Consider the following 12658-nt stretch of genomic DNA (forward strand, 5'->3'; position numbering starts at 1 on the left):
TGCAACACCACGAATTGATCAGATGATGTTCCACGCCTGGGTCAGCACCTCGCGAAGGATCTGCGTCATCTCGTCGAATTGCTCCTCTCCCGCAATCAGTGGCGGAGCCACCTGGACTACAGGATCTCCACGATCATCGGAGCGGCAGTACAGACCATTGCTGAACATTGCCTTGGACACATAGCCGCGCAAGAGTCGTTCGGACTCATCGTCAGTGAAGGTTTCGCGAGTCGCCTTGTCTTTGACGAGTTCGATTCCGTAGAAATAGCCGGTCCCGCGAACGTCTCCCACGATCGGCAGATCGCGCAGTTCGTTGAGCTTCCTTGCGAAGAGAGCTTCGTTGTCGAGCACTCGTTGGTTTAAGCCTTCGCGCTCGAAAATGTCGAGATTGGCCAGGGCTACGGCTGCAGAAACAGGATGCCCACCCCAGGTGAAGCCGTGCAGGAAGGTATTCGTGCCATGGCTAAAGGGTTCGAATAGTCGCTCGCTGGCGATCATCGCACCAAGCGGCGCGTAACCAGATGTCAGGCCCTTGGCGCAAGTGATGATGTCGGGAGTGACGCCGAAGCGCGCCATGGCAAAGGTGGAACCGATGCGACCAAATGATGTGATGGTCTCGTCGGCGATCAGCAGCACGTCGTATTGGTTGCAAATTTCCCGCACCCGTTCCAGATAACCCGGGGGAGGGGTGAAACACCCACCCGAGTTCTGCACCGGCTCCAGAATCACTGCGGCAACGGTGTCGGCGCCTTCGAATTCGATGGCTTCGGCAATGCGATTCGCCGCCCACTGGCCAAATGCGAAGAGATCCTCGCGCAGATGCAAAGGTGCTCGATAGAAATTGGTATTCGGCACCCGGATAGCGCTCGGTACCAATGGCTCAAATGGCACCTTGGCAGCGGGAATGCCGGTGAGCGAAAGGGCTCCGTGTGGCGTGCCGTGATAGGCCACTGCACGGCTGATCACCTTGTGCTTGCCTGGCTTTCCCGTCAATTTGTAGTACTGCTTTGCCAACTTCCAGGCCGATTCGACTGCCTCGCCACCGCTGGCTGTGAAGAAGATTCGATTGAGATCTCCAGGTGCTAGGTGCGCGAGTCTTTCGGCCAGCTCTATTGCCCGCGGATGCGCAAGGCCCCAGATCGGAAAGAAAGCCAACTCCGATGCTTGTCGTGCAGCAGCTTGGGCCAGTTCGGCTCTTCCGTGGCCGACCTGCACATTGAACAAACTGGAGATGCCATCAAGGTAACGACGACCTTTATCGTCCCAGATGTAGCAGCCGTCACCCTTGACGATGACGGGCAGTTCCTCGCCGTCGAGCAATGGAGCATGTCGAGTGAAGTGCATCCACAAGTGCCTGCGTGCACGATCTGCATACGAAGAGTCATGTGTCGGTGACTCGCTTGCTGGAGTAGTCATCGGGTTCCCCACGTGTAGATCTGCTTGCGAAGTTTGAGATAGACGAAAGTCTCAGTTGACTGCACGCCGATCACCGCGCGTATGCGCCCATTGATGAGGTCGAGCAGTTCCTCATCGTCATTGACGACCAGTTCTGCCAGGAGGTCGTAGGAGCCCGCGCAAATCACGAGGTAGTCGATTTCGGGCATTGCGTCCAACTCGTCGGCAACTGCCTCGATGTCGCCGAGCACCTTGATGCCGACCATCGCTGAGCGCGAGAAGCCCAGGGCTGCGGGGTCGGCAACCGCGACAATTTGCATGACGCCTGCTTCGGTCAGTCTCTGCACTCGCTGGCGCACGGCCGCCTCAGAAAGACCGACGGCTTTGCCTATCGAGGCATAAGGCCGTCGACCGTCTTCTTGCAGCTGCTCGATGATCGAGCGGGATGCCTCATCGACCACCACAGTTCGCGCTTTGCGGGCCATAACCCAATGGTGTGGGGATTTGCGTGGATTGACAAGTGAATCCGCAGGTGTTTCAACGATTCACCACGAAATACGCAATCGAATGCGTCAGATACTGCCCATTACGCATTCGGAATTATGATGCATGAAGGAATGGAGGCGAGATGACTCAGCGCATGCTTCGCAATGTTGTCAACGGAGAACTGTTGGACTCCACCGGCGATCGGACCGATTTGGTCAACCCGACCACTGGCGAGATCTTTGCTTCATCCCCGAACAGCTCTGCAAGCGAAGTGGACACGGCCTATCAGGCGGCACAGCGCGCCTTCCCGAGTTGGCGCGATGCCACCCCGGCTGTTCGGCAGAAGGCACTGCTCGCCATCGCCGATGTTCTTGAGGCGCATGGTGAAGAGCTGGTGGCATTGGAGAGCGAGAACACAGGTAAGCCGATTCCGGTCACCATGACCGAGGAGCTGCCACCGATGATCGACCAGCTCCGATTCTTCGCCGGCGCGGCGCGGATGCTTGAGGGTCGCTCCGCTGGCGAGTACATGGCGGGCTTCACGTCAATCATTCGACGCGAACCTGTCGGAGTCATCGGTCAGGTCACGCCGTGGAACTACCCGATGATGATGGCAGTCTGGAAATTCGCCCCGGCGATCGCGGCCGGGAACACCGTCGTGCTCAAGCCGAGCGATACGACTCCGGTCACCACTATTCGGATGGCTGAGCTCATTGCTGAAACTGGGGCCTTGCCTGCCGGTGTGTTCAATGTTGTCTGCGGTGATCGAGAGACCGGTCGCGCCCTTGTCGAACACAAGATTCCGAGCATGGTTTCAATCACAGGCTCTGTGCGAGCAGGGATGAATGTCGCCGAATCAGCCGCTCGCGATCTCAAGCGAAGTCATCTTGAGCTCGGCGGCAAAGCCCCAGTTGTGGTTTTCGAAGACGCCGATATTCAGGCGGCTGCCGAGTGGATCGCCGTCGCTGGCTATTTCAACGCCGGGCAAGACTGCACCGCCGCTACGCGGTTGCTTGTGGCGGACAGCATCTACGACGAGTTCATGTCGGCGCTCACCGATCAGGCACTTGCCATGCACACCACCTATGCCGATGGTCCCAGCGGCGAAGGCTTCATCCCGCCGGTGAACAACGCTGCTCAATGCGAGCGAGTCCTGGGGTTCATCGACAGAAAGCCACGGCACGCGGAGATCCTTGTCGGAGGCTCGCGACAGGGAGATCGCGGCTTCTTCATCGAGCCCACGATCATTGCGAATCTGGAACAACAAGACGAAATGATCCAGCAGGAGATCTTCGGCCCTGTCATCACTGCGCAAAGTTTCGCTGACGAAGCTGAGGCTCTGCAAATGGCGAATGACGTTGAGTTCGGACTTGCAGCAAGCGTGTGGACTTCAAATCTCGGGCGATCGCTGCGGATGTCCAAGTATCTCGACTTTGGCACCGTATGGATCAACACGCACATTCCGTTGATCGCTGAAATGCCACACGGTGGTTTCAAGCACTCGGGCTACGGCAAGGATCTTTCGATGTACGGCTTTGAGGATTACACGCGAATCAAACACGTGATGGCCAGCCTCGACAGTTAGTGGGATGGTCTTACTTCGCACTGATCGACTGACGAGGAGTATTGATGCGCGTTCTTGCGATTGGCGCCGGAGGTGTTGGCACGGCTGCTGCATTGATCGCAAAGCGGCGTGATTATTTCGAATCTTGGCTGATCGCGGACTATGACTTCGCTCGGGTGACTTCGCTGGTCGGGCGTGTAGCTGATGCTCGATTCAGTGGCGAGCAGGTTGATGCCTCCAATGCCAAAGTCATTGCGGAAATCATCGGCAAGCACGGCATCACCCATGTCCTGAACGTTGTGGATCCGCGATTTGTGCTGCCGATCTTTAACGCGTGCGCGCTGATGGGAGTGAACTATCTCGACACTGCCATGAGTCTTTCGCGGCCACACCCAGAGCGCCCTTTTGAGGAGCCTGGCATCAAACTGGGCGATGCACAGTTTGAGCAGTCCGAGCAGTGGCATGGGCGTGGCCAATTGGCGCTGTGTGGCATGGGCGTAGAGCCGGGATTGGCGGATGTATTCGCCCGCTATGCCGCCGATCACCTCTTCAGCGAGATCGAGGAGATCGGCATCCGCGATGGTGCCAATCTGAGCGTGGACGGCTACGACTTTGCGCCCAGCTTTTCCATCTGGACAACCATCGAGGAGTGCCTCAACCCGCCTTTGATATGGGAGAAGGATCGCGGATGGTTTACGACTGAGCCATTCAGCGAAGCCGAGATCTTTGAATTTCCCGAAGGCATCGGGCCAGTTGAATGCGTGAACGTCGAACATGAGGAGGTCGTCCTCGTCCCGCGATGGATTGACTGCAAGAGGGTCACGTTCAAGTATGGGCTCGGACGAGAGTTCATTGATGTGCTCAAGACTTTGCATCAACTAGGTCTGGATCGCACCGAGCCGATCAACGTCAAGGGCGCGATGGTCAGCCCCCGCGATCTGCTTGCCGCGGCGCTCCCAGATCCGGCCAGCATCGGTTCATTGATGCACGGAAAGACTTGTGCCGGCACTTGGGTGAAAGGTCTTGGCAAGGACGGTCTGCCGAAAGAGGTCTATCTCTATCACGTAGCCGACAACGAGTGGACCATGAAGGAATACGGCGTGCAGGCCGTCGTCTGGCAAACGGCAATGAATCCCGTGATCGCTCTCGAGCTCTTGGCTACCAGGGCTTGGGAAGGCACTGGCGTGCTGGGCCCCGAAGCATTTGACTCAGTGCCCTTCCTTGATCTGATGAGCACGGGATACGGCCAGGCATTCGGTCTGCGTGACTGAACCGATGCCTTCCATCGCATCTTTGAATCCGACCAGCTCTACCTTTAGGCCATGAGAAGCTATCCCGCGCGATTGTGGCCCGCCTGGGTCGCTGGCAGTGCAGTCGATATCGGCAATGTCGTCGAGGTGCGTCACCCCGGCGATGGCTCGGTTGTTGGCACGTATATCGCGCCCTCGCTGCAGGAGGTTGAGCAGGCAGTCACTGCCGCGGCAGCGGTGAAGGATGCGGCAAGAGCAACGACGGCTGCGCAACGCGCGGCTGCGCTGCTGCACGTGAGCCAGCGGTTGGAAGCGCGTCTGGACGAAGCCGCCTGGCTCATCACCGCTGAGAACGGCAAGCCGATCATGTGGGCCCGCGCAGAAGCACAACGCGCAGTTTCGACTTTCCGCTGGGCTGCTGAGGAGGCTCGTAGATTTGGTGGCGAGCTTCAAAGACTCGATACCGAAGTCGTGACAAAAGGCAGAGCCGCAATCATTCGAAGATTTCCCTATGGCCCGGTGCTGGGAATTTCACCATTCAATTTCCCAATCAATCTGGTCGCACACAAACTTGCGCCGGCGCTCGCTGTGGGTGCGCCTATCGTTTTAAAGCCAGCTCCAGCGACCCCATTGGGCGCACTGTTGCTGGGTGAGTTGCTCGCTGAAACCGACCTTCCGCCAGGCATGTGGTCGGTATTGCCAGTCGGCAACGAGGTAGCACCCGTGCTCGTGCAGGATCCGCGCTTGCCGGTCATCTCCTTCACAGGTTCCGACGTCGTAGGTTTCGCTATTCAGGAATCAGCTCCACGCAAGCACGTGATCCTGGAACTCGGCGGCAATGCTGCCGCAATCGTGCTCGCCGATTATGCGACTGACGCCGATCTTGAATGGGCGGCCACTCGCATCGCCACCTTCGGCTATTACCAAGCAGGGCAGTCATGCGTGGCAGTGCAGCAAGTGATGATCGATTCCACCTTGCTCGCTCGATTCCTTCCTCTGCTCCAGTCCAAGGTCGCAGCACTGGCCACGGGTTCGCCTTGGGAAGAGTCAACAGTCGTCGGCCCTTTGATCAGCGAAAGTGCGGCTGAGAGAGTGGAACAGTGGATCATCGAGGCGGTGGCTTCAGGAGCTCGCGTGCTGGTCGGTGGCGGACGATCTGGCACTTCTGTCCAACCAACCTTGCTGATCGATGTCGATCCCCAATCCCGCATTGCGACCCAGGAGGTATTCGGTCCCGTGGTTTCGGTTCAGGCGATAACCGGACTGGCCGACGCAATCGAACGTGTCAACAGTTCGCGATTTGGACTGCAGACAGGTGTATTCACTCACCAGATTCAGGCTGCCTTTCGCGCACATCGCGATCTTGAGGTGGGCGGGGTCGTCATCGGCGATGTTCCGAGTTTCCGCTCAGACCAGATGCCCTACGGGGGAGTGAAGGACTCAGGCTCCGGCCGCGAGGGGTTGCGGGCAGCGATGAACGACTTCACATATGAGCGAGTCCTTGTCCTATCGGATTTGGATCTGTAGTCCGCGTCGTACCCTGATCACATGCGCTCGGTTGTCATCCTTGGCTCGACAGGTTCGATCGGAACCCAGGCTCTGGATGTGGCGATGCGAAATCCAGAGCTCTTCCGGATCCTCGGATTGGGAGCCAGCGGGCGAAATCTGGAAGTCATTGCTGAGCAGGCGGCGCTGTTCGACGTTGAGGTTGTGGCACTGACTCAGGCCGCAGGTGCAGACGACTTTCGAGCCGCTTTCTCGCAGGCTTTGACTCGCGTCGGACTGGCTCAACGATCGATCTCGGTGCTGTGTGGAGCCTCAGCACAGGCGGAACTGGGCTCATGGCCCTGCGATGTCGTCCTCAATGGACTCGCAGGCGCAGCTGGTCTGGTGCCCACCCTTGAAGCGCTGAAAGCTGGCCGCACCCTTGCGCTTGCAAACAAAGAATCGTTGATCATCGGTGGCGATCTTGTTCGTGCCGTGTCCAAGCCTGGTCAGATCGTGCCGGTTGATTCTGAGCACTCAGCACTGGCACAAGCGTTGCTGGGCGGCACCCGGCCAGAGGTGAGTCGGCTATTGCTGACTGCATCGGGCGGACCCTTTCGCGGCTGGTCGCCCCAAGCCCTGGAATCGGTTACTCCTGAACAAGCACTGAAGCATCCGACCTGGACGATGGGGCCACTTGTCACGATTAACTCCGCCACCCTGATGAACAAGGGACTTGAAGTCATTGAGGCACATCTGCTGTTTGACGTGCCCTTCGATCAAATCGACGTAGTGATTCACCCGCAATCAATTGTGCATTCGATGGTTGAGTTCGTGGACGGATCGACTCTGGCGCAGGCCAGTCCGCCGGACATGCGGCTGCCCATCGCTCTTGGTATGTCGTGGCCTGATCGAGTGCCAGGCGCAATTCCTGGATGCGATTGGACTCAAGCTGCCACTTGGGAATTCTTCCCGGTCGATCCGCTTGCCTTTCCTGCGATCGATCTTGCTCGCACTGCCGGCGCAGCCGGGGGCACAGCTCCCGCAGTTTTCAATGCCGCGGACGAAGCATGCGTCGCTGCATTCTTGGATCGAGCCCTAGCATTTCCTCAGATCGTGCGAACGGTCAGCGAAGTCCTTGCCGAACACCTCGATGGTGGCGATGGGCGTGAGGGATCCGCGCTCGTCACGGGGAACTCCCTGACCTTGCACGACGTCGAACTGGCGGATGCCTGGGCTCGTAGGCGAGCCCTGGAAGTGGCTTCGGTGTTCGCGGAAGGAGTGCGCTAATGCTGCAGCTCATCGGCATCTTGATTTTTGTTCTGCTCATCGCCTTGTCCATTGGCTTGCATGAATTCGGACACTTTCTGCCCGCCAAGAAATTCGGCGTCAAGGTCACTGAATTCATGATTGGTTTCGGCCCGGCCATTTGGACCCGGGTCAAGGGTGAGACGCGCTATGGCTTCAAGGTCATTCCTCTGGGTGGCTATGTACGAATGATCGGCATGCTGCCGCCGGTGGTCGAGGCTGAAGAACTGTCGACGTCGGTGAGCAGGGGTCGCTTCGCGACGATGATCGCCGATGCCCGCCAGCAGTCATTGGAAGAGGTTGGTCCAGACGACCACGATCGCGTGTTCTACCGATTACCTGTGCGAAAGCGAGTGATGGTCATGCTTGGCGGGCCAATCATGAACCTCCTCTTGGCGACCGTGCTCTTTTCGATCGTGCTCGTTGGCATTGGTCTGCCGCAGCCATCGCTCACCGTGAACTCTGTTGTGCCGTGCACGCCGAGCCTGGAACACCCGACTGGGGAGGCATTGCCCTCTGGCAACTGTCCTTCAGGCACCAACCCAACTCCAGCCACAGCGGCCGATCTCAAGCCAGGTGATGTGATCCAGGGAGTGGACGGCAAGACCGCGCAGGATTGGGATTCAGTGAGTACCACGCTTCGCGCTTCCGGCGGAACGACGGTGACTCTTGACCTGGTTCGCAACGGCAAGGAGATCCAGACGCCAGTGGAAGTTGTACTCATTGATCGACCCGAATTTGATGACAAAGGTGTGGCCACCGGGGCGACCGTTGCCGGCGGATTTGTTGGCGTAAGCCCAGGTATCGATTATGTCCGGGAGAGTTGGACCGAAGTCCCGTCATTCATGTGGAATCTGACAACGGCCTCAGTTGGCGCCCTCATCAGCTTGCCGGTTCGGCTGTACGAGTTGGTGACGCAGACGCTCATCGGTGGTCAGGAGCGAGCAGCTGATGGCCCGGTCAGTGTGGTTGGAGTAAGCCGTATCGGAGGCGATATTGCGGCGATGGATGAGCCGATATCGGGCAAGATCGCCACTTTCCTGCTCCTGGCTGCATCCTTGAACCTCTTCCTGTTCCTCTTCAATCTGCTGCCAATTCCGCCCCTTGACGGTGGTCACATCGCCGGTGCCATCTACGAGGCGATCCGTCGCTCAATCGCGAAGTTTCGTGGACGGCCAGATCCGGGTCCGGTCGATGTCGCACGCCTACTGCCTGTGGCCTACATCGTGGCTATCGCTTTGGTGGGCATGGGCGCAGTGGTGATCTGGGCTGACTTGATCAAGCCGATCTCTCTGGGTTGATGAGCAATGTGACGAGGAACAAAGGGATAATGCTGACGTGACTATTCAACTGGGCATGCCTGCACCAGCACCACGCGTGATCGCTGGTCGACGCAGGTCGCGTCCTGTGGTCCTCAAGCACCGGACACACCCAGTCACCGTTGGTGGAGATGCCCCCGTCAGTGTGCAGTCGATGTGCACGACTCTGACTTCTGACGTGAACGCAACTCTGCAGCAAATTGCCGAGTTGACGGCAGCTGGTTGTCAGGTGGTTCGGGTTGCCTGTCCCAGTCAGGATGACGCCGATGCACTGCCGCAGATTGCGCGCAAGGCTGGCATCCCCGTCATTGCCGATATTCACTTTCAGCCCAAGTACGTCTTTGCTGCAATCGATGCGGGCTGCGCTGGAGTTCGAGTAAACCCAGGCAACATCAAGAAGTTCGATGATCAGATCGCCGCAATCTCACGAGCGGCGCGCGACGCTGGCACTCCCATTCGCATCGGCGTCAATGCTGGCTCCCTTGATCCGCGGCTCTTGCAGAAGTACGGCAAGGCCACACCGGAAGCTCTTGTCGAATCAGCATTGTGGGAAGCATCGCTATTTGAAGAGCATGACTTCCGAGAAATCAAGATCTCGGTGAAGCATCACGACCCAGTCATCATGGTTGAGGCCTACATCCAACTTGCGGAGCAGTGCGATTACCCCTTGCACCTCGGCGTAACCGAAGCTGGTCCGACCTTCCAAGGCACGATCAAGTCGGCAGTCGCCTTCGGCGCACTGCTGAGCCGCGGCATCGGCGACACCATTCGCGTTTCTCTTTCTGCTCCGCCAGTTGAAGAGATCAAGGTTGGCAATCAGATTCTTGAATCCCTCAATCTGCGCCAGCGCGGCTTGGAGATCGTTTCCTGTCCTTCGTGCGGAAGGGCACAGGTCGACGTCTACACCTTGGCCGAGCAAGTAACGGCCGGACTCGAAGGTCTTGACGTGCCCTTGCGAGTCGCCGTCATGGGCTGTGTCGTCAATGGTCCAGGCGAAGCCCGCGAGGCCGATCTCGGAGTGGCATCCGGCAATGGCAAGGGGCAGATCTTCGTCAAGGGGGAAGTCATCAAGACCGTCCCTGAAGCGATGATCGTTGAGACCCTGATCGAGGAGGCGCTCAAGCTCGCTGCGTCGATGACCGAAACTGGCACGCCAGAGGTCGTGGCCCACTAGCGCGATTGGGCTTATCGTCGCCCTGTGGGCAATGTGCGGGCGGTATCGGCAGAAGACCTGGAGCAGTTGCTCCGGCTGTTCGCACGCGATCCCGTTGCACACTGTTTCGTTGAATCGCGCGTCCACATTGGTGGGGTCGACCCCTGGAAACTCGGTGGCGAAATCCTTGGCTACTACAAAGACGGCCAACTTTTCTCGGCGCTGTTCTCCGGGGCGAATCTGGTTCCGATTGAGGCCTCGCCGCCGGCCATCGCGGCCTTCGCTGACTACCTTCGCCCACGGCTTCGTCGTTCTTCCTCGATGCTCGGGCGCGCTGAGGAGGTGCTCGACCTCTGGCGCTTGCTCGAACCAGCTTGGGGTTCGGCGCGAGCCGTACGGAATGTGCAGCCACTCATGGCGATCAGCTCAAATGGACCAGTAGAGCCCGACCCGGAGGTGCGCTGCATACGCCTGGACGAACTCGATGCTTATCTACCTGCCGCCATTGACATGTTCACTGAGGAGATAGGCGTGTCGCCAGTGGCCGGGGGCAACACCTTGGCCTACCGCAGCCGATGCGCAGATTTGATCCGCTCAGGACGCAGTTTTGGTCGAGTGCGCGATGGGCTCGTGGAGTTCAAGGCCGAGGTTGGCGCGGTGAGTCCCTTCGTGTGCCAGGTACAAGGGGTCTGGGTGGATCGCGGCCTTCGTGGTCGCGGAATTTCGATCCCGGGCATGGCCGCGGTGGTTGCTGCTGCGCGGGCGCGATTCAGCCCGACGGTGTCCTTGTATGTCAATGACTTCAACACGCCAGCGCGCAAGGCCTACCTCGCAGTTGGGTTCGAACAGGTGGGCACCTTCGCAACGGTGCTCTTCTAAATCGACGCCGCTCTTTTCGAAAGTACAGCCGTACCGGCATCGGTAGGCTGCCCAAATGCTGCGAATGTCGACCTTGTTTCTGCGCACCCTCCGCGAAGATCCTGCCGATGCGGAGCTTCCCAGCCACCGACTGCTGGTGCGGGCGGGATTCATTCGCCGGGTCGGGCCTGGCATCTACTCGTGGCTCCCCTTGGGCTATCAGGTGTATCGCAATGTGGAGAGCATCGTGCGCGCCGAGATGGACTCTGCCGGCTTTCAGGAGGTCCATTTTCCGGCGCTGCTCCCGCGTGAACCCTATGAACTGACCAACCGCTGGACCGAGTACGGCGAGGGCCTGTTTCGGCTGCAGGATCGCAAGGGTGCTGACTACCTCCTTGGGCCAACGCATGAAGAAATGTTCACGCTGATGGTGAAGGGCGAGTACTCCTCGTATAAGGATCTGCCAGTCAGCCTGTACCAAATTCAGACCAAATATCGCGATGAAGCAAGGCCTCGTGCTGGCATTTTGCGTGGGCGCGAATTTGTCATGAAGGACTCATATTCCTTTGACCTCGATGACGCAGGTTTGCAGATTTCCTATGACCAGCACCGCGATGCCTACATCTCGACTTTCAACCGACTCGGCCTCAACTTCGTCATTGTCTCGGCGATGTCTGGCGCGATGGGCGGCTCGGCGAGCGAAGAATTCCTGGCACCCACGCCTGTCGGCGAGGACAGCTTCGTGCGATGCCCGTCGTGCGACTATGCGGCCAATGTCGAAGCCGTCACAAGCGTCGCACCGGCAAGTGTTGACTCGAGCGGGATAGCGGCCGCGCACATTGAACAAACTCCAAGTTCGGGCACGATCCAAGCACTCGTCAGCTTCTCCAACCGAGACTTCGCGCGCGCGGATCGTCCGTGGAGTGGCGCCGACACATTGAAGAACGTGCTCTTCGTCGTAACGGATCCAGTGGGGGGCAAGTCCGCCCTCGCAATCGGTGTGCCAGGTGATCGTGAGATCGATCCGAAGCGACTGGAGGCCGTGCTTGCACCAAGTGAGGCCAAGCCCTTTGAAGAAGCCGACTTCGAGCAATATCCCAGCCTTGTCAAGGGATACATCGGGCCAAGCGTCCTGGGTCAATCAAGTGATGCAGGCATCCGCTATCTCGTTGACCCCCGCGTGGTACTCGGTTCACGATGGATCACCGGCGCCAATGAGCCAGCCCGCCACTTCTACGACTATGTCCTTGGTCGCGATTTCACTGCGGATGGGGTCATTGATGTTGCTGACGTGCGTGAAGGTGATGCTTGTCCCAACTGCGGCGCCGGCTTGGAGATCGAACGCGGCATAGAGATTGGCCATATCTTCCAACTCGGGCGCAAGTATGCCGACGCAATGGGGCTCAAAGTGCTTGATGAGAACGGCGAACTCGTCACAGTGACGATGGGGTCGTATGGCATCGGAGTCTCACGTGCAGTGGGTGCGATTGCAGAGCAGTCCCATGACGAAAAGGGATTGATCTGGCCGCGTGAGATTGCTCCAGCTGATGTACACCTCGTTGCGGCAGGCAAGGACGAGGCGATCTATTCGGCGGCGGAGCGCATCGGTGCTGAATTAGAAGCGAGGCGGATTCGAGTGATGTACGACGATCGATCCGGAGTGTCGCCAGGAGTCAAGTTCAATGACTCCGAACTGATCGGCATTCCGACCATCGTCATTGTCGGCAAGAAATTGTCCGAGGGTCTTGTCGAAGTGAAGGATCGTAGAAGCGGCGAGCGCGAGGACGTTGCTGTAGAAGATCTCATTGAGCGGCTCGCTGAAATCTGCGACAGCTAGCAA

At 58.6% G+C, this 12658-nt stretch carries 10 protein-coding genes; 8 read left to right on the forward strand and 2 right to left on the reverse strand.

Annotated features, from left to right (window positions below; genetic code table 11):
- Nucleotides 1–18: 18 nt before the first annotated feature.
- Together Q7L55_03385 and Q7L55_03390 are read right to left on the reverse strand one after the other, a co-directional pair.
- On the reverse strand, nt 19–1416 hold the full coding sequence (locus Q7L55_03385) for an aspartate aminotransferase family protein (GenBank protein ID MDO8731602.1): 1398 nt from the start codon (nt 1414–1416) through the stop codon (nt 19–21).
- Nucleotides 1413–1880 (reverse strand): Lrp/AsnC family transcriptional regulator, encoded by a 468-nt coding sequence (locus Q7L55_03390; GenBank protein MDO8731603.1) that lies wholly within the window; start codon nt 1878–1880, stop codon nt 1413–1415. Before Q7L55_03390 ends, Q7L55_03385 begins: the two co-directional genes overlap by 4 nt.
- A gap of 143 nt (nt 1881–2023) precedes the next feature.
- Between Q7L55_03390 and Q7L55_03395 the strand changes: the two genes are divergently transcribed.
- The 8 genes from Q7L55_03395 to Q7L55_03430 are packed head-to-tail and all read left to right on the forward strand — an operon-like array spanning nt 2024 to nt 12655.
- A complete protein-coding gene (locus tag Q7L55_03395; GenBank protein ID MDO8731604.1) occupies nt 2024–3466 on the forward strand; it encodes a gamma-aminobutyraldehyde dehydrogenase in 1443 nt (480 codons plus the stop codon).
- 44 nt (nt 3467–3510) lie between these two features.
- Nucleotides 3511–4716: a saccharopine dehydrogenase C-terminal domain-containing protein gene (locus tag Q7L55_03400; protein ID MDO8731605.1), complete on the forward strand. Its 1206-nt coding sequence runs from the start codon at nt 3511–3513 to the stop codon at nt 4714–4716.
- Between the two features lie 51 nt (nt 4717–4767).
- Nucleotides 4768–6222 carry an aldehyde dehydrogenase family protein gene (locus tag Q7L55_03405; GenBank protein ID MDO8731606.1) on the forward strand — a complete coding sequence of 485 codons (1455 nt, stop codon included), beginning with the start codon at nt 4768–4770 and terminating at the stop codon, nt 6220–6222.
- 21 nt (nt 6223–6243) lie between these two features.
- A complete protein-coding gene (gene dxr / locus Q7L55_03410; protein ID MDO8731607.1) occupies nt 6244–7470 on the forward strand; it encodes a 1-deoxy-D-xylulose-5-phosphate reductoisomerase in 1227 nt (408 codons plus the stop codon).
- A complete protein-coding gene (locus Q7L55_03415) occupies nt 7470–8789 on the forward strand; it encodes a site-2 protease family protein (GenBank protein MDO8731608.1) in 1320 nt (439 codons plus the stop codon). Before dxr ends, Q7L55_03415 begins: the two co-directional genes overlap by 1 nt.
- Nucleotides 8790–8826: 37 nt before the next feature.
- Complete coding sequence (gene ispG, locus Q7L55_03420; protein ID MDO8731609.1) at nt 8827–9981, forward strand: flavodoxin-dependent (E)-4-hydroxy-3-methylbut-2-enyl-diphosphate synthase; 1155 nt, start codon at nt 8827–8829, stop codon at nt 9979–9981.
- Nucleotides 9982–10005: 24 nt separating this feature from the next.
- A complete protein-coding gene (locus tag Q7L55_03425; GenBank protein MDO8731610.1) occupies nt 10006–10839 on the forward strand; it encodes a DUF4081 domain-containing protein in 834 nt (277 codons plus the stop codon).
- A 55-nt stretch (nt 10840–10894) separates the two neighbouring features.
- Nucleotides 10895–12655 carry a proline--tRNA ligase gene (locus tag Q7L55_03430; protein MDO8731611.1) on the forward strand — a complete coding sequence of 587 codons (1761 nt, stop codon included), beginning with the start codon at nt 10895–10897 and terminating at the stop codon, nt 12653–12655.
- Nucleotides 12656–12658: the final 3 nt, after the last annotated feature.

This window comes from Actinomycetota bacterium, from assembly GCA_030650795.1.
Taxonomy (GTDB): domain Bacteria; phylum Actinomycetota; class Actinomycetes; order S36-B12; family S36-B12; genus UBA11398.

Bases quoted from the DNA above. Each gene is read 5' to 3' on its own strand.
- Q7L55_03385 (MDO8731602.1), bottom strand. From the start codon at position 1,416: ATGACTACTCCAGCAAGCGAGTCACCGACACATGACTCTTCGTATGCA.
- Q7L55_03390 (MDO8731603.1), bottom strand. From the start codon at position 1,880: ATGGCCCGCAAAGCGCGAACTGTGGTGGTCGATGAGGCATCCCGCTCG.
- Q7L55_03395 (MDO8731604.1), top strand. From the start codon at position 2,024: ATGACTCAGCGCATGCTTCGCAATGTTGTCAACGGAGAACTGTTGGAC.
- Q7L55_03400 (MDO8731605.1), top strand. From the start codon at position 3,511: ATGCGCGTTCTTGCGATTGGCGCCGGAGGTGTTGGCACGGCTGCTGCA.
- Q7L55_03405 (MDO8731606.1), top strand. From the start codon at position 4,768: ATGAGAAGCTATCCCGCGCGATTGTGGCCCGCCTGGGTCGCTGGCAGT.
- dxr (MDO8731607.1), top strand. From the start codon at position 6,244: ATGCGCTCGGTTGTCATCCTTGGCTCGACAGGTTCGATCGGAACCCAG.
- Q7L55_03415 (MDO8731608.1), top strand. From the start codon at position 7,470: ATGCTGCAGCTCATCGGCATCTTGATTTTTGTTCTGCTCATCGCCTTG.
- Q7L55_03430 (MDO8731611.1), top strand. From the start codon at position 10,895: ATGCTGCGAATGTCGACCTTGTTTCTGCGCACCCTCCGCGAAGATCCT.